Below are 20,294 nucleotides of genomic sequence, written 5' to 3' on the forward strand. Positions count from 1 at the left end.
AAGGCCGAACCCGGCGCGTTCGCGCGGACGCGCCGGGTTCCTGCCGTGCACCGCCCGAGTCCCGTCGGAGGGAGCAGCCATGCCGAACCGAACCCTGCCACGCCCCTCGCTCCCCGAGGCCCCGGCGACCGCCGCGTACACCGCGCGCCACGCCCTGGTGCGCGCCACCGTCCTCGCCCGGCCCGCGCAGTCCGCCGCCTCGGCAGCCGTCCGGAGCCTGCTGGCCGAACTCGGCGCCGTGGAGGCCGTGGACGCGGCGCTGCGGCCCGAGCTCTGCGACGACCTGTACGACAGCCGCGCCGGCCACGATGAGGAGTTCCACCGTCGGATCGTGCTCACACTCCGCCGCGACCTGCACAACGGGCGCCCGCCCCGCCCCGCCCTGCTCGACCGGCTCGCCGACCTGCCGCAGCGCGTCCCCCGGCTCGCCGAGTGGCTGGAACTGCGGCTCCGACGAGCCGAGTTGACCGCCGCGCTGGCGGACGCCGTGCCGCCCGCGCTGGCCGCCGAGCGCGCGGCCCTCGTCGGGCTCTGCGGCGAACCCGCCTTCGCCCGCGCCATCGCGCTCACCAGCGCCGACCTGCTGCGCGCGGTCGCCAACACGGCCCGCGAGGCGGGGGCGACGGGGACGAAGTCCGGGCGGGCCCGCAAGGAGGAGGCCGCCGTGCTGCGCCACGCGCTGCGGGCCACCACCAAGACCAGCCCGCTCTCCTGGTTCACGGCGGTCGGCTGGTCCGCCGGGGACGTGACGGCGGACGGGATGGCGGACGGGTCGCTGGACGGGACGGCGGACGGGGTAGCGGATGACCCTGCCGGGCTTCCGTACGCGGTGGTCCGGGAGAACCGGACGCTGGTCGCCGCGCTCGTCCAGGCCCTGCTCGACGACCCCCGGCGCAGCCGCACCCTGCCGCACCGGATGGCCGGCGCCGCCCGCGTCGCCGACGGCCGGGCCCACTACCCCCGCAGCGAGGTGGTGTTCGCGGGCGGACGCTACCTGGTCACCCGCGAGGAGGAGGTCGAACTGGCTGCCCGGCCCGAACTGGCGCTCCTCGCCTCGCTCACCGCGACCCCGGACACTCCCGAGCGGCTCGCCACCCGCCTCGCCGCCGCCCTCGGACGCCCGGACGGCGACCCCGCCGTGCACCGCTTCCTCGGCCAACTCCTGGCCGCCCGGCTGCTGGTGCCCACCGACCCGGTCGATCCACAGGCCCCGCAGCCGCTGCGCGGCCTCGCCGACTGGCTCCGGCAGTGGCCGGAGGACGCCGCGTTCGTCGCGGCCGTCGAGCGCCTGGCGTCCGGTACGGCCGAGGTGGCGGACGCGCCCGGTGAGCGCCGGCCGGCGCTGCTGGCCGGCCTCGCCGCCGACTGGCGCCGGGTGCTGGCCGACGCCGGCCGGCCGGTGCCCGAGGACGCCGCGCCGCTCACCGTCCTCAGCGAGGACGTGCACGCGCCCGCGCCGCCGCACCGGCCGTCGCCCAGTGCCGCCGACCGGGTCGCGCTCGCCGAACTCACCGCACTGGCCGAGCTGTTCGACCACGGCCACCTGATGCGACGGGCGGCCCGCGACCGGTTCGTGGCCCGCTACGGGATCGGCGGGGTGTGCGCCACCCCGTGGGAGTTCGGCGCCGAGACCGCCCAGGCCTGGTCCGAGATGGCCGTTCCGGACGAACTGAACGCCCTGCGACGGGAGTTCGCCGCCGTACCGGAGACGGACGGCGAGCTGGTGCTGCCCGCCGACCGGGTCCGCGCGCTGGCCGGCCGGCTGCCCGACTGGACCGCCGCCCGACCGCTCAGCTACTCCTGGTTCGTCCAATGCGACGCCGCCCAGGGCCTGTTGGCCGTCAACCACGTCTACGGCGGCTGGGGCCGCTTCACCAGCCGCTTCCTCGACGCCACCGCGCCCCGCGCCGCCACCGACGTCGCCCGGCAGATCCGCCGGGGCCTCGGCGAGGGCGCCCGGGCCGCGCAGGTCCGGCCGGTCGGCGGCTTCAACGCCAACCTGCACCCGCTGCTGCTGGACGAGGAGATCGGCCCCGACCGGCGGTGGACCGGCCTCGCCGAGGACGACCTCGACCTCGTCCACGACCCCGCCACCGACCAGCTCCGCTTCCGGCTGCGGAGCACCGGCGAACCGCTGGACGTCCTCTACCTCGGCTTCCTCGCCCCGATCATGCTGCCCCAGCGGCTCGCCCCGCTGCTCGCCGACCACCCCAACGGTGTGGTCGACTTCCGTCCACTGCTGCCCCGCACCGCCGTCGACGCCCCCGGCGGCACCGTCACCCGCACCCCGCGCCTGCGCCACCGGCACGTCGTCCTGGCCCGCCGCCGCTGGCAGCTGCCGCCCGCCGTCCTCGACGCCCTGCGCGCCGACCTCGCCGCCGACCCGGGCCCCGACGGCGTCCCGGCGCGTACCGTCGCCCGCTGGCGCGCCCGACTCGGGCTCCCCGAACAGCTTTTCCTCCACCCCGTGCAGACCGCCGCCACGACCACGGGCACGCCCGCCGACGCCTTCGTCGCGCACCTGCGCGCCCCCAAGCCGCAACCCGTCGACCTCGGCAACCCGCTGCACCTGTGCCACCTCGCCAAGTGGCTCACCCGCTACCCGAACGGCGTCGTGCTGGAGGAATCCCTGCCCGCCGTCGCCGGCACGGCGGAACCGGCCCGGGCGGTCGAGCTCGTGGTGGAGACCTACCGCCCGGGCCGGGCGGGCGTCGGTGGTGGCGTCGCCGTCGGCGGCGACGCGGGCCCGGAGGGGGCCAGGTGAGCCGCGTCGAGGTACGGCCACGACCGGTCGGTGCCGCGCCGGTGAGGCCGGTGCTCCGAGCGGTCTCCGGCTCGGCCGCGAAGGGGTCCGGCCGCCGTCCGAGCCGGCGGCCCGAGGGGGCGGGTGTGCGGTCGCCCTCCCGGGCGTCGCGCTCCGGTGCCGGAGCTCCGGGGCGCCCGGATCGCTGCCTCCCCGCCCGCCGTTCTCCGTCCCGCTCGCCGTTCTCCGGTCCGCCCGCCGTTCTCCGGTCCGTCGGCCGTTCTCCGGCCCGTCGGCCGGTCCCGTGTTCGTCCGTCCGTCCCAATCCGTCCCGCAGCGCCGAGGAGACGTCCGATGAGTGATCCGGCCGACGGCCCGGAGGCCGTGACCGCCCGTGATGTGGTCCTGACCTACTACCAGCCCGTCAAGGCCCGCGCGCTGCGCGAAGCCGTACTGCCGCAGGCCCGGCAGGCGGCGGCGGAGGGGCTGGACGCGCACGTCGAGCGGCACTGGCGGTTCGGCCCGCACCTGCGGCTGCGGCTGCGCGGTCCGGGCCCGCGGGTGGCCGTCGCGGCGGAGCGGGCGGCGGAGGTGCTGCGGGCGTGGACGGCGGCGCACCCGTCCGTCGCCGACCGGACGGACGAGCAGCTGCTGGCCGAGGCCGTGGTCGCCGGACGGGTGGAGCTGGTCGCGCCGCCGTACGGGCCGCTGGTGCCGGACAACACCGTCCGGGTGCTGCCGGTCGATCCGGCCGAGGAGGCCTCGCTGAACGCCCTGCTGGGCGCCGAATCGGCCGCCCTGCGCGACGAGTTGCTCGGCCGCGGGCTGCCCGCGATCGGCTCCGGGTGCGACTTCCTCGGCGCGCACGGCGACGCGTCCGAGGCCCGGGTGCAGCTGGTGGTGGCGGCGCTCGCGGCGCACGCCACCGCGCACCCGGACGGGCTGATCGGCGGCCACTACTCGATGCTGTCGCACCTGGAGGACTTCCTCGTCCACGAGGACCCGGACGGCAGCCTGCGGGCCGCCTTCGAACGGCGCTGGGAGCGCGTCGGCGACGCGGTCACCCGGCTGGTGGGCCGGATCACCGACGGCGGCGCCCAGGGCTGGGAGCGGGACTGGGCGCACTGGTCGGCCACCGCCTGGGCCCGGGCGGAGGGCCTGCTGGCGGCCGGGGCCGACCTCGGCGGCAGTCGCGAGGAGTACCGGGAGCGCGCGGCCGGCCTCGGCGACCCGGACACCGCCGCCCGCTGGGACTTCGACCTGCGCACCCGCTACAGCGAGTTCCACCGGCTGCTGCACCGCTCCGACCCCGCCGGCACGATGTGGACCCGCCCGGACTACCTGATCTACCGGGCCTGCACCAACGGCCTGTACCGGCTGCTCTCGATCTGCGACGTCCGGCCGGTGGAGCGCTACCTGGCAGCCCACCTGGTGGTCCGCAGCGTGCCCGCGCTCACCGGGCACCGGTGGCAGGACCGGGTGGACGAGGTCATCGCCGTGGTGGAGAGCGCCGCATGACGGGCGACGGGTCGGCCACCGGGGTGGTTGTCGAGCCCGGCGCCGTACGGCCCCGTCTGCGGCCCCACCTGCGGCCCGGGGTGGCGGTGACCCCGCTCCGGGAGGGCCTGCACCTGCGCGGGCGCGGCACCGGCCTCACCCTGGAGGGCAGCCGCGCGCTCCCGGAGCTGTGGAAGCTGCTCGCCGCCCGGCTCGCCCCCGGTCCGGAGGCCGCGGAGCCCGTCACCGAGCCGAAGGTCGCGGCGGCGCTGGCCACCGTCACCGCCCGGCTGCGCGAGCACGACCTGATCGTGGACCACCCGGCGGGCGCCCGGCTGCCCGACTGGCCCGGCGCGGTGGCCGACGAACCCGGCGTCGCCGCGGCGGCCCTCGCGGCCGCCCGCCCGGTGGTGGCCGCCGCCGACCCGGACGGCCCGCTGGGCCGTGCGGTGGCCCAGGCCCTGGCCGCGGGCGGGACGGCCGCACCGACCGTGGTCGCCGAACCCGGGCTGCCTCCCGGGCGGGTGGTGGCCTCGGCGGGCGAGCCGCCGGTCGCGGTCGCCGTCCAGTGCGGTACGGACGGCGGCTTCGTCACCGAGCCCGCCGACCCGGGCCGCGCCCGGGCGGACGCCACCGCCCTCGCGGCCCGGCTGGGCTCCGACCCTGGCACCGTACGAGCCGTCTCCGCCCTGCCCGTTCTGCTCGCCGCCGCCGCTGCCCAGCGGCTGCTCTGCGCGGTAGCCGGTCTGCCGGACCCGGGTGAGCCGGGCGACGACCCGCGCCTGCTCGGCGGCCGCCCCGCCGTCCTGCTCGCCGAGGCCCGTCCGCCGCGCGCCGAGCACCACCCGTGGGCAGCCGGCCCGGGCCCCGTGGCCGCACCGCCCGGGGACCTCGCCGAGGCGCTTCGCCGGGTCACCGCCCTCGGCGACGCCCGGCTGGGCGTCCTCGACGCGCCGTCCCCCGGTGGCCTGCCGCAACTGCCCGCCGCCTTGGTCTCCTGCGGCACGCCCACCGGCACCCTGGTGGCCGGCGCGGCCCGGACGGACCTCGCCCGGCTGGCCGCCGCCTGCCGGTCCGCGGAGCTCCACCTGGCCGCCGTCGACGGGGGAACGGCGCCGGTGGTCGGCGCCGACCCGGACCACGCCCTCGGCCGGGCCCTGCGCCGCGCGGCCCTCGCCCGGGCCGTGCCGACCGGTCCCGCGCTACCGGAGGCGGTCTGGCGGGAGCATCCGCAGGCGGCGCACTGGTGGGAGACGCTGGCCCGCTGCCTCGGCCGCTCACCAGAATTGACGGTCCGTCAATTCACGGACGCCCGGGTGTTCCAGGCGGAAGTCGAAGGTGCCCGGGCCCTCGAAGCCACCCCCGCCGACGCCGTCGCCCACGCCGCTCTGGCCGCCCTCACCCGTCTGCTCGCCCGGTCGAGCGGCCTGACCGCTGCCCACCACACCGCCCTCACCGGCGCGGCCGCCCCGCTCGCGGCCGCGGGCCGCCACCCGGCCGCCTGGACCGACGAGGGCTGGACCGACCGCTGGCTCGCCGAACTCGCCGACCATGAGGCGGACTTGCGTGCCGACCTGGGCCGGCTGACCGGCCTGCGCACCACCCCCTGGCGGCCGGCCACGCCCGCGGCCCGCGCGTTCGCCGGTGCCCTGGACGGCTGCGGTTTCACGGCCCTCGTCCCGGCTCCCGGTCCGGCATCCGTCTCGGCAGGAGACGCCCGATGACCGACCTGCCCGTCCTCACCCCGGCGCAGGCCCTGGCCACCACCAGCGGTACCGCCGTCGTCCACCTCACCGAATGGACCCTCGGCCTCGCCGCCCGGCTCAGCCGGCACGCCCTGGACCACCCCGTACGCCTGGTGCCGGTGCGCGAGGACGGCGCGCTGACCCTGGTCGGCCCGGTGCTGCACCCCGGCGCGCCGGCCTGCCTTGGCTGCACCGAGTACCAGCGGCTCGCCACCGCCGGTGGCCGGGTGCCCTGGCAGAGCCCCGCCCTGGCGCTCGCGGGTACCGGCACCCCGGCCTTCGGCGCGGCGGTGGCCGCGCTCGCCGCCGAACTGGCCGAAGCCCCGACGGGCGATGCGGGCGATGCGGGCGATGCGGGCGATGCGGGTGGTGCTGACGATGAGGGTGATGCGGCTGTCCACGTCGTGAACGGCGCCCGCGCCACCTGGTCCACCCATCGGGTCCGCCCCGTCGGCGGCTGCCCGGTCTGCCGCCCGCTGCCCGCCGACTCGCCCGAAGCCGCCCGGCTGCCCGCGGCACCCCGCCCGCTGCCCGACCCGACCGTCCTGCGCGGCCCCAACGACCGTACGGGAGCCGAGCGGCTGCGGGCCGAACTGTACGACGAACGCTTCGGCCCGGTCCGCCGACTGTTCCGTACCGAGGACTCCGCCTTCGCGCTCACCACCGCCTGGGTGGCCGACGGCCGGGCGGTCGACGACGGCGGGTACGGGCGGGCTGCGGACTTCCGCTCCAGCGAGCGGGTGGCGCTGTTCGAGGCCGTGGAACGGTACGCGGGTATGCGGCCGCTCGGGCGCCGGACCGTCCTGCGGGCCTCCTACGCCGAGCTCGCACGCGACCTCGGCCCCGGAGCGGTCCTCGACCCGGTCCGGCTCGGCCTGCCCGACCTCACCCACCCCGGGCACCCCGCCGCCACCGCCACCGCCACCGTCCCGTACCGCCCGGACCTCGTACTCGACTGGGTCCACAGCTGGTCGCTCACCCACCGCCGCCCGGTCGCCGTCCCCGAGCACGCCGCCTACTGGGAGCTGCCCGACCGCGAGCGCCCCCGCGTCGTCTACGAGTCCTCGAACGGCTGCGGGCTCGGCAACAGCCCCCAGGAGGCAGCGCTCTACGGCCTGTTCGAGGTCGCCGAGCGCGACGCCTTCCTGATGGCCTGGTACGCGCGCACCCCGCTGCCCGGCATCGCCGTCCCCACCGAGGACCCGCAGATCGCCGACCTGGCCGCCCGGGCCCGGCTGCTCGGCTACCGGCTCACCCTGCTCGACGCGACCAACGACCTCGGCGTCCCGGCGGTGCTCGCCCTCTGCCGCCACGCGGGCCGCCACGCAGGCCGTCATGCCGGGCGCCCCACCGACAGCCACCCGGACGCCCCGCGCACCTTCCTGGCCGCCGGCGCCCACCACGACCCGCTGACGGCGATCCGCTCCGCCGTCGCCGAGGTGGTCACCAACGTCCAGGAGGCCCCGCACCGCTCCACCGCCCCGGGCGGTCCGCGCGATCCGGAGCGGCTGCGGCCGATGCTGGAACGGCCCGAGCTGGTCGTCGGCCTGGACGACCACGTCGGTCTCAACGCCCTGCCCGAGGCACAACCCCGACTGGACTTCCTCTTCGCCGGCCCGCCCCCGGTGCCCTGGCGCGAACGCTGGCCCGAGGCCCCCGCCCCGGTCGCCGACCTGACCGAGCTGCTGGAGCGGACGGTCACCCGGCTCGCCGGGGAGGGCCTGGAGGTCCTGGTGGTCACCCAGGACGAGCCCGGCGTCCGCGACCGGCTCGGCCTGCACTGCGCCAAGGTCATCGTCCCCGGCGCGCTGCCGATGACCTTCGGCCACCTCAACCGGCGCACCCGGGGCCTGCCGCGCCTGCTGGAGGTCCCGTACCGGCTCGGCCGCACCCCGGGCCCGCTGCGCCACGACGAACTGCCGCTCCACCCGCACCCGTTCCCTTAGCGCCCTGGAACCCTCGGAGCCCCAGCCGTCCGGGAAGGACACGACGACCATGCAGGACATGAGCACCACGAAGGACCCGGCGCAGCCGCGGGCCGCCCGCTGGCGCAGCCTCCACCTCGCGCTGCCGCTGCCCGCCCACGAGGCCGATGCCTTCCTCACCGCCGACCTCGCCCCGCTGCTGGACGAACTCGCCGACACCGACTGGTTCTTCATCCGCTACGGCGAGGGCGGCCCCCATCTGCGGATCCGCCTGCGCACCCCGGGCCCGCCGCCCGCCGAGCGCGCCGCCGACCTCACCACCGGCCTCGCCACCGACCTCACCCGGCTCGCCGCCCGCCGCACCCCGCTCGACGGCCCCTGGACGCCCACGCACGGCGAGGTCACGGAGGTGCCGTACCAGCCGGAGACCGAGCGCTACGGCGGCCCGGCGCTGCTGCCGATCGCCGAGGAGGTGTTCACCCACTCCACCCGCACCGCCGTCCAGGCCCTGCGGGCCCTCGAAGCGGCCCCCGGGTCCCGGCTGCCGCTCGCCCTCGACCTCGCGCACACCACCGCGTCCGCCCTCGGCCTCGACGAGCTCGCCGCCTCGCGCTGGCTGCGCCGGCACGCCGCCTCCTGGCGCTGGGTCACCGAGTTCCGGGCGCTGCCCGGCGCCGCGGTGCACACCCGGGTCAACACGGTGTTCGCCCGGCAGCGGCAGGCCCTGGCCGGGCGGGCCCGGGCGCTGCGCGCGGCGCTGGACACGGGCACGGCCGCGCCCTGGCTGGGGGAGTGGGCCGCACGGGTCGCCGACGCCGACGCCAGGATGCGGGCCGTCGCACCTCCGGAGGCAGCGGACCGGCTCCTCTGGGTCTGGGCCTCCCAGCTGCACATGCTGTTCAACCGGCTCGGCGTCGGCCCCGACGAGGAACGGGCGGTCTGCCGCCTCGCCGCCCGGACCCTGCTGGAGACCGCGCAGCCGTTCACCTTCTTCCCCGCCGACCACCACGCCCCGGACCGCCAGTACCTGGAACGCAGCAAGTTCCAGATCGGCCGCACCGAGGACAGCACCCTGCGCGAGCTGCCGCCCGCCCCGGCCCCGCGGCCGCTGCCCGGCGACATCCCGCTGCCCGGCGCTCCCCTGCCGGCCGTCACCCTCGCCGAGGCCCTGCACACCCGCCGCTCCACCCGGGGCCCGCTGACCGGCCCGCTGACGGCCGCCACCCTCGGCGGGCTGCTGTGGTCCGCGTACGCCCCGGGCGAGGGCACCGGCCACCGCCCGTACCCCAGCGCGGGCGCCCTGCACACCGTCCGGCTGCGCCTGGTCGCCCTCGCCGTGGACGGCCTGCCGGCCGGCACCTACCAGTGCCTCCCGGTCCACCGCAGCCTGCGCCCGATCGGCCCGGCGCCCGCCCTCGACGACCTCAAGGCCCTCTCCTCCTACACCGCCCGCCCGGCGGCCGACCCGGCCGCGATCGGCATCGACGACGCCCCCGCCGTCCTCGCCGTCTACCTCGACCTGGCCCACCTGCGCCGCCGCTACGGCCTGCGCGCCCTGCGCCTGGGCCTCCTGGAAGCCGGCCACCTCACCCAGAACCTCCTCCTCACCTCCGCCGCCCACGGCCTCGGCACCACCCCCCTCGGCGGCCTCCAGGACGACCTCGCCCACGAACTCCTCGGCCTGGACGACCTCGAGGAGCCGATCCAGTACCTGCTACCGCTGGGGAGGCCGAGCACCCTCACCCCGTGAATCACGGCACCGCCCGGCTGACCGCCAACTACGGTGTACGGCAAGGGAACCCGTAGAGTGCCGGGCATGACGGATGACGTGGTGCGGCGGATCAACGACTTCCTGGCCGGGTTCGCCCGTCGGCGCGCCGAGCGCACGGTCGAACTCCCGGGCGGGTTCGCGGTGTTCGACGACCGCTTCGCGGGCTCCTGGTCGAACAACCAGGTCTTCGTCGACCGTGCCGACGCCGACCCGGCCGCCCTGCCGGGCCTCGTCGACGAGGTGATGGGCGACCGGCCGTTCCGCGTGGTGTCCGTGCTGGACGGCGAGTTCGGCGACGCCTGCGTCGAGCCCTTCGAGCGGGCCGGCTACCGGCACAGCACCTACCTGGTGATGCTGCACACCGGCCCGGTCCCCGCCGCCGCCGACGGCCGCACCGTCGAGGAGGTGGACCTGGAGGCGCTCCGGCCGCCGCTCGCGGCGAGCTGGCGCACGGCCCTCCCGCAGGCCGACGAGGAGGTGGTCCGCCTGCTGGTCGACCGGCGCGTGGCCACCCTCCGCGGCGCCGAACACGTCCACTTCCTCGGCGCCCGGGCGGAGAACGGCGAGGTCGCCGCCTGGACGGACCTCTACCTCGAACCCGCCGCCGGGACCGCCCAGATCGAGGACCTGATGACCGCCGAGGACCACCGCCGCCAAGGCCACGCCGACGCCGTCCTCGCCGCCGCCCTGCACCGCGCTGCGGCCGCCGACTGCGGCACCCGCTTCCTGATCGCCGAGTCCGACGACTGGCCGCGCACCTGGTACGCCCGCCGGGGCTTCGAGGTCATCGCGCACTCCCACGGCTTCGAGCGCACCTGAGCCGGGCGCCGAGGCGTCCTTAACGGTCCGCAGTCTTTCCGCCGTCTCGCCTTCGTCTCGACTCCGTCTCCCGGAACGGTCGGTCAGTCCGCGAGGCCCAGGGGGTCGGGGGCGGTGTCGAGGAGTTCGGGGCCGTTGTTGCGGACGCTGTTGACGGTGGTGGGGACGGCGCGGACGCGCAGGTCGCCGTCGGCGGGGCGGCGGAGGAGGTGGTGGAGTTCGGCGGGGTCGGTGTGGGCGGGGGAGAGCCAGCCGGGGAGGTCGTCGGGGGCGATGGTGAGGGGCATCCGGTCGTGGACGCGGCCGGCGTTGTCGGTGGCGTCGGTGGTGATGACGGTGGCGGTGGCCAGCCAGGCGAGCGGGTCGTCGTCGGCGCGGGTGCGGTCGCGCCAGAACTCGTAGAGGCCGGCCATCAGCATCACGCCGCCGGTGCTGAGGAAGTACGGCTGCTTGTACGCCTTGCGGTCGGCGGTGGCGGGGACCTCGCGCCACTCGAAGTAGCCGTCGGCGGGGATGACGCAGCGGCGGGCGGTGAAGGCCTTGCGGAAGGCGGGCTTGGTGTCGACGGTCTCCGAGCGGGCGTTGATCATGCGGGCGCCGCCGGACGGGTCCTTCGACCAGGAGGGGACGAGGCCCCAGCGCAGCGGGCGCAGGTGGCGCAGCAGCTCGCCGGTGTCCCGGTCGACGCGTTCCAGGACGGCCGGCACCGGGTCGGTGGGGGCGACGTTCCAGCTCGGCGCGAAGGTCTCGGCCGGGTCCCAGCGGAGCTCTCCGAGCAGCGAGACGAGGTCCTGGGGCGTGGTGGTGGAGACGAAGCGGCCGCACATGCCCCCCAGCCTGCCACCAGGGAGGGACAACCGGGCCGCGACCGGGCCGCGCCCCTGTCACGACCGGCCCGCGACCGGCCGCACCCCGCCGGTTCAGGGCGGTGCCTGCCCGCCCGGGGTGTGGCCGAAGGTGCGGCGGAAGACGTCGATGAAGGCGCTGGCGGAGGCCCAGCCGCAGCGGTGGGCGACGGCCGTGACCGGCAGCCCCTCGGCGAGCAGCACCAGGGCGTGGTGGAGCCGCAGCTGGGTGCGCCACTGGGGGAAGGTCATGCCGAGGTCGGCGCGGAAGAGCCGGGAGAGGGTGCGGTCGCTGGCGCCGACGGCGCGGCCGAGCTCGGCGAGCGTACGGCGGTCGGCGGGGTCGGCCGTCAGCAGGGTGCACGCGGCGCGGAGCACGGGCGCGGTGGCGGCGGGCAGGTGGAGCGGTTGCTGGGGCGAGGCGCGCAGCTGGTCGAGCAGGACGGCGCGCAGCCGGGCGCGTTCGGGGCCGCGGTCGTCGGGGGTGCGGGTGTAGGCGACGATCAGTTCGCGTAGCAGCGGGCCGACGGCGAGGACGGTCGGCCGGTCGAGGGCCAGCGGGTTCTCGGTGGCGGGCAGGCCGACGAGGTGGAGTTCGAGTGCGCCGTGGGCCTGGTGGGCGTGGACGGTGCCGGCCGGGATCCAGATGGCGCGGTTGCCGGGGGCGACCCAGGAGCCGGCGTCGGTGGTGATGGCGAGGACCCCGCGGGCGGCGTAGGCGATCTGGTGGTCGTCGTGCCGGTGCGCGTCGATCCCGCCGCCGGGCGGCAGGAGTTGGGCGCGGGTCGGGGCGACGGGGTCATGGCGGATGTTCGGCATCGCCTGGCAGATTATCGGAAGTCCGACAGGGGGTGTGGCCCCGAGCATGGCGGCATGCCGAAACGTACGCACGACAACCGCTCGATCCTCCTGCTCTCGCTCGGGCACTCCTGCGTGGACGTCTACCAGGGCGCGGTGGCGGCCCTGGTGCCGTTCTTCGCGGCCGAGCGCCACTACGGCTACGCCGCCGTGTCCGGTGTGGTGCTCGCCGCCTCGCTGCTGTCCTCGGTGGCGCAGCCGCTGTTCGGGGCGCTCACCGACCGCCGTCCGCTGCCCTGGCTGCTGCCGGTCAGCACGCTGCTGGGCGGGGCGGGCATCGCGCTGAGCGGGGTGAGCGGCTCGTACGGGCTGACGCTCGCCTTCGTGGCGCTGTCCGGGGTCGGGGTGGCGGCCTACCACCCGGAGTCGGCGCGGGTGGCGCGGCTGGCGGCGCGGCGGGCGTCCGGCGGGCGGGGCGGCCACCGGGGCATGGCCTGGTTCTCGCTGGGCGGCAACCTGGGCTTCGCGGCGGCCCCGCTGCTGGTCGCCGCCGTGGTCGGCACCGGCGGGCTGCGGCTGACCCCGCTGCTGGCGCTGCCGGCGCTGGCCGGTACGGCGCTGTGCCTGCCGGTGCTGCGCGAGCTGGAGCGGCGGCGCGCGTCCGGCGCCGGGCCGACGCCGCCCGCGGTCGCGGACGACCGGGCGTCCTTCCTGAAACTGTCGCTGGCCGTCGTGTGCCGGTCGATCGCCTTCGTCGGGCTGAGCACCTTCCTCTCGCTGTTCGTCACCCAGCGCCTGGGCGGCGGTGCGGCGACGGGTACGGCGGCGCTGGTGGTGCTGTACGCGGGCGGCGCGGTGGGATCGGTGCTGGGCGGCGCGCTGGCGGACCGGTGGGGGCGGGTCGCGGTGGCCCGCTGGTCGTACCTGGTGGCGGCGGTCGCGGTGGCCGGGGTGCTGCTGGTGCCCGGGCCGGCGCTGTACCTGTGCGTGGCGCTGACCTCGGCGGGGCTGTACGTGCCGTTCTCCCTGCAGGTCACCCTGGGGCAGGACTACCTTCCGTCCCGGATCGGCACGGCGAGCGGGATCACCCTCGGGCTGACGGTGAGCATCGGCGGCCTGGCGGGCCCGCTGATCGGTGGGCTCGCGGACGCGACCTCGCTGCGGACGGCGCTGCTGCCGCTGGTGCTGATGCCGGTGCTGAGCTGGGCGCTGTTCCGGACGCTCCCGGAGCCGGTGGCGCCGGAGACGCCGGAGCCGGTGATGCCAGAGCCGGTGGCGCCGGAGGAGCCGGAGCCGGCGGCACACGAGGCGGCGCCGGTCAGGCCGTGACCGCCGCGACGACCTCCGCGTAGGTGTCGAACAGCCGTGGCGCGCCCGGCCTGGGGTCGGCGAGCAGCAGCGCCCAGCAGCGGGCGACCAGCTCGCGGGCCCCGGTGCCGGGCCACGGCTGCGGCAGCAGCTCCGGGGGGAGCAGCGGGTCGGGTTCCACGGCCTCGGTGAAGGCGGCGGCGAGCTCCACGGCGAGGGTGAGGAGTTCGGCGTCGCCGAGGCCGCCCTCGGTCAGCCGGGCCAGGGCGTCGGCGGCGGTCCCGGCGAGGCGGCGGTGGCCTTCGGCGACCTCGTCCAGCGGCCACCAGAGGCGGGCCAGCTCCTGCGGGTCGTCGGTGTCGCCGCTCCGCAGGTCGGTGGTACTGAGGAGGGTGAGGTTGCCGAGGACCCCCAGCGGTTCGGCCGCCGCCCGGACGTCGGGCTCCCAGGGGTGCGGTGAGACGTAGAGGCCGTTCTGCACGGGGGCGCCGCCGATCCGCAGCAGGGCCTCGCGCAGGGCGTCGCGGGCGGCGCGGTCGCGCTCGGGGACGGCGAAGCCGGCCAGGTGCCAGACGCCGTCCCAGGGGGCCTGGCCGCGGTCCTGGGCGTACATGAACGCGAGGTGGTCGAGATCCGGTTCCATCGCCCGGGTGGTCGCGGCGGTGGCGCGCAGCAGGGCCCGGCGGCCGCGGCCCTCCTGGACGAAGCGCCCGTCGGCGGTGAGGCGTCTGACGGTCAGCCGGACCTGCTGGTCGGTCATGCCGAGGTGGCCGGCCACGGCGTAGAGGTCGCCGCAGTCGACCGTGCCGTCGGTGCGGACCAGCGCGTCCACCAGTACCCGGGTCGGGATCTCCTGCATGACGATCATCATAGTGCGTTCATCTCTGATACGGTCGTTTTCGAAACGATCGATTTTAGGGTGAACGATATGGGGATGTTGGGCAGACACCGGTGGCTCTGGGGGTCGCTGCTGTCCGTGGTGCTGCTGGTAGCCGGCGTCGGCGGCTGGGTCGTGTACCAGAACGAGTACGACCTCACGGAGGAACGGGTCACCATCACCGGCGGCAAGCAGCCGCTCCAGGGCGTCCTGGCCCGCCCCACCGGAGGCCGCGGACCGTACGGACTGGTCGTCTTCGTCCACGGGGACGGGCCCACCGACGCCACCCACGACACCTTCTACCGGCCGATCTGGGAGGCCATGGCCGCGGCCGGCTACGCGACGCTCTCCTGGGACAAACCCGGCGTCAACCACGCCCCCGGCAACTGGCTGGACCAGAGCATCCAGGACCGCGCCGACGAGACCGTCGCCGCCATCGCCTGGGCCAGGACCCAGCCCGGCATCGACCCGACCCGGATCGGCCTGTGGGGCGCCAGCCAGGCCGGCTGGGTGATGCCCAAGGCCGCCCGGCAGTCCCCGGACGTGAGGTTCGTGATCGCCGTCGCCCCCGCGCTCAACTGGCTCCGGCAGGGCCGCTACAACCTGCTCGCCGAACTCCGGGCCCGGCACGCCTCGCCCGAGGAGACCGCGGCCGCCGTCGCCCGCAGCGACCGCAACCTCGCCGCCCTCCAGGCCTCCGGGACCTTCGAGCAGTACCGGGCCGCCGGCGGCGACACCGACGGCCTCACCCCGGAGCGCTGGGCCTTCGACAAGCGCAACCACCGCTCCGACGCCACCGAGGACCTCACCGCCCTCCGGGTGCCGGTCCGACTCGTCCTGGGCGGCCAGGACGTCAACGTCGACAGCGACGAGACCGAGGCCGGCTACCGACGCCTCCTCACCGCCCCAGGGCAGCTCACGGTGGAGCGCTTCCAGGACGCCACCCACAACATCGTGCCCAAGGACGTCGAGGACTCCGAGCTCAGGAGCACCTTCCTCGCGATCGCCGCACCCCGCTCGCTCTTCACCCCCGGCTACCTCGACGGCATGCGGCGGTTCCTGACCTCGCTGGACCGGCAGGACCACCAGGACCGACAGGACCATCAGGACCGCCAGGACCAGCAGGACCACCGGAAGGGATGACGACGATGAAGGTGCTCGCCCTCGGCGGAGCGGGCGCGACGGGCCGGGTCGCCGCCCGCGTCGCCGCCGCGCTCCCCGGCGTCCGTGAACTCGTGATCGCCGACCGCGACCTGCCCGCCGCCCGCCGCACGGCCGCCGCGCTCGCCACGACCACGGCCGTCCCGGTCCGGGCACTGGGGGTGGACGTCACCGACGGCACGGCCCTGGACACCGCCTTCGCGGACGCCGACCTCGTGCTGAACACCGTCGGCCCGTACTACCGCTTCGGCCTCGACGTGCTGCGCGCCGCGATCCGCGCCCGCACCGACTACCTGGACATCTGCGACGACTGGGAGCCCACCGTCGCGATGCTGGGACTGGACGACGAGGCCCGCGCCGCCGGGGTCCGCGCCGTGATCGGCATGGGCGCCAGCCCCGGCGTCAGCAACCTGCTCGCCGCCCGCGCCGCCGCCCGCCTCGACACCCTGACCGACCTGTACACCGCCTGGCCGGTCGACGTCGGCCCCGAGGCCGGCAGCCTGTCGGCCGACACCACCCTCCGCGACCCGGGCGGCGCCGTCTCGGCCGCCGCCGTGCACTGGATGCAGCAGATCAGCGGCACCGTCGCGGTGGTCGAGGCGGGGCGGATCGTCCGGCGGCCCCCGCTGCGCCCCGTCACCCTCGACCTGCCCGGCGGCCACCGGGGCACGGCGTACACCGTCGGCCACCCGGAACCGGTCACCCTGCACCGCAGCCTGCGGCCCGCCGGCGCGGCCGCCAACCTGATGGTGGTCCGGGCCGGCACCGCCGCCTACCTCGACGTGCTGCGCGAGGACCTCGACGCCGGGCGGCTCGGCAACGAGACCGCCGCCGCCGACCTCGACCGCCCCACGCTGCGCCGCAGCCTGCGCGCCGCCCTCCGAACCCCGCGGCTGCGCGGCCCGGGCACCCTCCCGCCCTTCTTCGCCGCCGCCACCGGGACGCGGGACGGCCGCCCAGCGGCGGCCCTGGCCCGCCTCGCCGGCGCGGACGGGCTGCTGGCGGACATGGCCGAGGCGACCGGCGTGCCCGCCGGGCTGGCGCTGGCCCAACTGCTGGACGGGACGGTCGGGTCGGCGGGAGTGCACCCGCCCGAGGCGGCGATCGACGCCGAGCGGTTCTTCCGCGACCTGGCGCGGGAGCGCCCGGGGGTGGAGGTGGTGGAGGAGCTGTAGCGGGCGCCGCAGCCCAGGAGCGGCGCGTCAGTCACCGCCTCAGCCCGGGAGCGGCCCGTCCTCCGTCCACGGGCGCAGCTTCTCCGGGTTGCGGACCGCCCAGATGTGGGTGATGCGCTCGCCGTCCACGCCGAACGCCGCCACGGTCGCGGTGACCCCGGCGTACCGGGCGACCAGACCGGGTCGGCCGTTGACGGTCCGTTCGAGGAGGGTGAGCCCGGGGGCCTTCTCGGCGAAGTGGACCAGGTACTGGGCGATCCGCTCCGCGCCCACGACCGGGCGCAGGGCGGCGCCGACCGTCCCGCCGCCGTCGGCGGTCATCGAGGCGTCGGGGGCGAGCAGGCCGACCAGCGCAGCGATGTCCCTGGCCTCCCAGGCCTCCTTGAAGTGCCGCACCAGGCCGGCCTGTCCGGCCCGGGGCGCGGTCGGGGTCTGCGCGGCGCGCACCCGGCGGCGCGCCGAGGTGGCCAGCTGCCGGCAGGCCGCCGGGGTCCGGCCGACGATCTCGGCGACCTCCGGGAAGGGGTAGCGGAAGACGTCGTGCAGGATGAACGCGACCCGCTCGGCCGGCGTCATCGCCTCCAGGACGACGAGGAAGGCCATGTTCACCGACTCGTCCAGGGTGACCTGGTCGGCGGGGTCGGCCGGCTGCGCCCCGCCGCCGCCCGTCCCGCCGATCCACTCCGTACGGTCCGGCAGCGGCTCGGGGATCCACTCGCCGACGTACCGCTCGCGCCGGGCCCGGGCCGACCCGAGCAGGTCCAGGCAGACCCGGGTGGCCACCGTGGTCAGCCACGCGCCGGGCGACAGCACGGCCGCCCGCTGCCCCGGCGTCATCGCGTACCAGCGGGCGTACGTCTCCTGCACGGCGTCCTCGGCCTCGGCGAGCGAGCCGAGCAGCCGGTAGGACAGGTTGATCAGCTGCCGCCGCTCGCCGACGACCACGCTCAGGTCGGGCTCGGACCGGTCCTGCCCCGGCTCGGAGCGCTCGTGCCCTGTTTCGGACCGGTCGTACCCCGGCTCGGACGAGGCGCTCGGGGTGCTCGGGGTGCTCATGGAACTTCGCCTCACACTTCGCGGGCCTGTGTCGTCGGACGATCGGGACACTATCGATCAACCGCCGCGAGGCAGAAGAGGGGACCGGATCATGGCCATCGGAGCGACGGCGGGCACGGCCAATGGCACGACGGGCACGACGACGGCGGACACCACCGCGGGGCCGCGCACCCGCACCTTCCTGCGGGTCGCCGTGGCCCTGCAGACCGGGACCGTCTTCCTCCAGGCGGTCAGCGCGGGCCTGCTGCTGTCCACCTCCTACGGCGAGACGCTGCACAGCGTCGGCGCGCGGGTGATGTACGGCGCCTCGATGCTGTACGTGCTCGCCGCCGTCCTGGCCTGGCGCCCGGGCGGCGGATCGCCCCGGCCGATCCTGCACGCGACCGGCTTCCTGGTGCTCGCCTCGGCGCAGGTGGTCCTGGGCGTCGCGCACGTCCCGGCCGTGCACGTCCCGCTGGGCGTGCTGATCTTCGGCCTGAGCGTGGCGGCCCTGGTCCGGACGCCGGCCGCCCGCGCCGTGCGGCGGTCCGGCGCCCGGTAGCGCTCGCTCAGGAGGTGAGGGTCCAACTCCGCCCGGCGGGCGGGTCGGTGGTGACCGGCGTGCCCGGCGCGGCGGTGGTGGCGCCGAGGTCGAGACCGGTGGCGACGTTGGTGACGGTCAGGGCGCCGGTGGCCGGGTCCTGCCGCACCTTCCACTCCTGCCACGGGTTGCCGGGCGCGAGGTCGAGCAGGTAGGCGCTGTCGCCGGCGGAGGCCCCGGCCGAGAGCACGGTGTGGCGGTGGGTCGCGGTGTCGCAGCCGTCGGTGATCCGGACGGTGCCGTCCGGGTTGCCGGTGAACGTCCACCGCTGCGCCGGGTCCCCGCCGCGCGGGGCTTCCAGGTCCGTGGTCGAGGTGAGCGGCGAGGTGCAGGATCCGGTCAGGCTCAGGGCCAGGCCGCCGGTGGTGAGGCCGTGGTACCGGCCGTCGTCGACCACGCCCGTCGCCCCGCCGGCCGGCTGCGCGGCGAGCCGGTAGAGGGCTGCCCCGTGCGGGGGTAGCGTGGAGCCGAGCGGGCCGGTGACGGTCGAACTCGCGCCCGTCCAGAGCTCTTTGGCGCGGTAGCCGGTGCCGCTGAGCCCGAGTTCGGCGAGGCTGGTGCCGACCGTCCGGGCCGTCGTCGGGTCCTGGTTGACCAGCAGGACGGCGGTGTCGCCGCCGGCCAGCCGCCGCTTGAGCACGACCGGTGCCCGCCCGTCGGCCGGCTTGGCACCGACCAGGGTGGCGGGCTCGGCCAGGCCGTCCTGGTCGACGGCGATCACCTCGCGGTTCTTCAGGATCGCGAGGCTCTCGGCGCTGATCCCGGTGGACCAGGTGTAGCCGTCGGCGCTGTGCCGGGACTGCTCGGCGGTGCGCAGGTCGGCGCCGGAGATCAGCGGTGCGGCGAGCATGGCGAGGACCGAGGTCTCGGTCCGGGACTGGTCGTCGGTGAAGGGCTTGTGGCAGGGGCAGGTGTCGGTGGTGCCGTACAGGCCGTAGACGTCCTGCCAGCCGGTGAACATCATGTCCAGGTCGTTCCAGCTGCCCGGGCGGACGTTGCCCGGGTAGCGCAGCGCGGTCTGCAACTGCCCGTTCCAGAGCACCCCGTCGAGCTCGCTGTCCCGGTCCCCGCCGATCCGGCAGAGGTGGGCGACCTGGCCGCACCAGACGCCGGTGGGCGCGTAGCCGGGAGCCTGGAAGGGGGCGGTGCCGGCGGCCCGGACGACCGGGTCGGTGCGGGCCGGGTCGTCGGCGGCGAGCAGGTGCGGGACTCCGGTGTGGACGGGCTGGGCGGAGACGCTGAGCGTGACCTTGGGCCGGCCCTGCGCGGCGGAGGCGGCGTCCAGGGCGCGCTGGAAGGTCTGCACCCGGGTGTAGATCGAGCGGGTCAGCTCCTTTCCCTCGCCCTGGGTACCGTAGTCGTGCCCGTCCGGGCCGGTGACCGGCGGGCCGTACGGGCAGTCGTCGTACTTGACGAAGTCGACGCCCCAGGCGACGAAGTCGGCTGCGTCGGTGCTCTCGTGGCCGAGACTGCCGGGGTGCATCTGGCAGGTGAGGTAGGTGTCGGTGGCGTAGAGGCCGAACTTCATGCCCTTGCCGTGCGCGTACCGGGCGAGGTACTCGATGCCGTTGACGGTACGGCCGTTGACGGTCTGCGCGGGGAAGTGGTCGGGGCGCGGGACGAGGTGGCCGGAGGTCGGGTCGGTGCCGGTGCCGTCGCTGCCGCCGACCGGGTGCCCGGCGTCGTCGTACAGCTGGAGGCCGCCGTCGGCGTTGCGGACCAGGTCGGTGCTCTGGCCGTCGCGGTGCCAGAGCGACCAGCCGTCGTCGATGGTGACGGTGTCGTAGCCGGCCGCGACCAGGCCGTTGGCGGCCATGAAGTCGATGGTCTGGACGACCTGTTCCTGGGTGACCTCGGTGCCGAGGGAGTTCCAGGAGTTCCAGCCCATCGGCGGGGTCAGGGCGTTGCCGTTGCCGAGCGCGGCGGCGGGGGCGGCCGCACCGAGGCCGGCGGCGGTGAGGCCGCCGGTGGCGAGGGCGAGTGAGAGCAGGGTG

General features: G+C 76.5%; 15 protein-coding genes. 10 read left to right on the forward strand and 5 right to left on the reverse strand.

Annotated elements, in window-relative coordinates; all coding sequences use genetic code 11:
* Positions 1 to 79 precede the first annotated feature (79 nt).
* The 6 genes from IE332_RS30555 to IE332_RS30580 all read left to right on the forward strand — a co-directional run bounded on the left by IE332_RS30555 (position 80) and on the right by IE332_RS30580 (position 10,500).
* Positions 80 to 2,764, forward strand: a complete 2,685-nt coding sequence (locus IE332_RS30555; RefSeq protein ID WP_189922686.1) for a lantibiotic dehydratase — start codon at positions 80 to 82, stop codon at positions 2,762 to 2,764.
* 333 nt (positions 2,765 to 3,097) lie between these two features.
* A complete protein-coding gene (locus IE332_RS30560) occupies positions 3,098 to 4,261 on the forward strand; it encodes a lantibiotic dehydratase C-terminal domain-containing protein (RefSeq protein ID WP_189922688.1) in 1,164 nt (387 codons plus the stop codon).
* On the forward strand, positions 4,258 to 5,964 hold the full coding sequence (locus tag IE332_RS30565; protein ID WP_189922690.1) for a hypothetical protein: 1,707 nt from the start codon (positions 4,258 to 4,260) through the stop codon (positions 5,962 to 5,964). Before IE332_RS30560 ends, IE332_RS30565 begins: the two co-directional genes overlap by 4 nt.
* Positions 5,961 to 7,931: a TOMM precursor leader peptide-binding protein gene (locus IE332_RS30570; protein WP_189922693.1), complete on the forward strand. Its 1,971-nt coding sequence runs from the start codon at positions 5,961 to 5,963 to the stop codon at positions 7,929 to 7,931. The genes IE332_RS30565 and IE332_RS30570 overlap by 4 nt, the downstream gene beginning before the upstream one ends.
* A 58-nt stretch (positions 7,932 to 7,989) precedes the next feature.
* On the forward strand, positions 7,990 to 9,660 hold the full coding sequence (locus IE332_RS30575) for a thiopeptide-type bacteriocin biosynthesis protein (RefSeq protein ID WP_189922695.1): 1,671 nt from the start codon (positions 7,990 to 7,992) through the stop codon (positions 9,658 to 9,660).
* Between the two features lie 66 nt (positions 9,661 to 9,726).
* The gene (locus tag IE332_RS30580) at positions 9,727 to 10,500 is read left to right on the forward strand and encodes a GNAT family N-acetyltransferase (protein WP_189922697.1); all 774 of its coding nucleotides are present in this window, start codon (positions 9,727 to 9,729) and stop codon (positions 10,498 to 10,500) included.
* Between the two features lie 83 nt (positions 10,501 to 10,583).
* Here IE332_RS30580 and IE332_RS30585 read toward each other — a convergent pair whose 3' ends face one another.
* A complete protein-coding gene (locus tag IE332_RS30585) occupies positions 10,584 to 11,327 on the reverse strand; it encodes an SOS response-associated peptidase (RefSeq protein ID WP_189922699.1) in 744 nt (247 codons plus the stop codon).
* A 93-nt stretch (positions 11,328 to 11,420) separates the two neighbouring features.
* Complete coding sequence (locus IE332_RS30590; protein ID WP_189922701.1) at positions 11,421 to 12,164, reverse strand: AraC family transcriptional regulator; 744 nt, start codon at positions 12,162 to 12,164, stop codon at positions 11,421 to 11,423.
* A 54-nt stretch (positions 12,165 to 12,218) separates the two neighbouring features.
* Here IE332_RS30590 and IE332_RS30595 point away from each other — a divergent pair, with 54 nt between their 5' ends.
* Complete coding sequence (locus IE332_RS30595) at positions 12,219 to 13,472, forward strand: MFS transporter (protein ID WP_189922703.1); 1,254 nt, start codon at positions 12,219 to 12,221, stop codon at positions 13,470 to 13,472.
* Here IE332_RS30595 and IE332_RS30600 read toward each other — a convergent pair.
* Positions 13,462 to 14,310 carry a PaaX family transcriptional regulator C-terminal domain-containing protein gene (locus IE332_RS30600; RefSeq protein WP_229929046.1) on the reverse strand — a complete coding sequence of 283 codons (849 nt, stop codon included), beginning with the start codon at positions 14,308 to 14,310 and terminating at the stop codon, positions 13,462 to 13,464. The two genes, IE332_RS30595 and IE332_RS30600, sit on opposite strands and share 11 nt — an antisense overlap.
* Positions 14,311 to 14,385: 75 nt before the next feature.
* Here IE332_RS30600 and IE332_RS30605 point away from each other — a divergent pair, with 75 nt between their 5' ends.
* A complete protein-coding gene (locus IE332_RS30605) occupies positions 14,386 to 15,471 on the forward strand; it encodes an alpha/beta hydrolase family protein (protein WP_189922705.1) in 1,086 nt (361 codons plus the stop codon).
* A complete protein-coding gene (locus tag IE332_RS30610) occupies positions 15,468 to 16,664 on the forward strand; it encodes a saccharopine dehydrogenase family protein (protein ID WP_229929047.1) in 1,197 nt (398 codons plus the stop codon). The genes IE332_RS30605 and IE332_RS30610 overlap by 4 nt, the downstream gene beginning before the upstream one ends.
* Before the next feature lie 39 nt (positions 16,665 to 16,703).
* Here the strand turns inward: IE332_RS30610 and sigJ are convergent, their stop codons facing one another.
* Positions 16,704 to 17,720 carry an RNA polymerase sigma factor SigJ gene (sigJ, locus tag IE332_RS30615; RefSeq protein ID WP_189922707.1) on the reverse strand — a complete coding sequence of 339 codons (1,017 nt, stop codon included), beginning with the start codon at positions 17,718 to 17,720 and terminating at the stop codon, positions 16,704 to 16,706.
* A 91-nt stretch (positions 17,721 to 17,811) separates the two neighbouring features.
* Between sigJ and IE332_RS30620 the strand changes: the two genes are divergently transcribed.
* Positions 17,812 to 18,261, forward strand: coding sequence for a hypothetical protein (locus IE332_RS30620; RefSeq protein ID WP_229929048.1), 450 nt, complete (start codon positions 17,812 to 17,814; stop codon positions 18,259 to 18,261).
* A gap of 7 nt (positions 18,262 to 18,268) precedes the next feature.
* Here the strand turns inward: IE332_RS30620 and IE332_RS30625 are convergent.
* Positions 18,269 to 20,294 (reverse strand): alpha-galactosidase (locus tag IE332_RS30625; RefSeq protein ID WP_189922709.1); only part of this gene is annotated, 2,026 nt, incomplete at its 5' end.

The sequence above is a fragment of the Kitasatospora xanthocidica genome (assembly GCF_014656195.1).
GTDB lineage: Bacteria > Actinomycetota > Actinomycetes > Streptomycetales > Streptomycetaceae > Kitasatospora > Kitasatospora xanthocidica.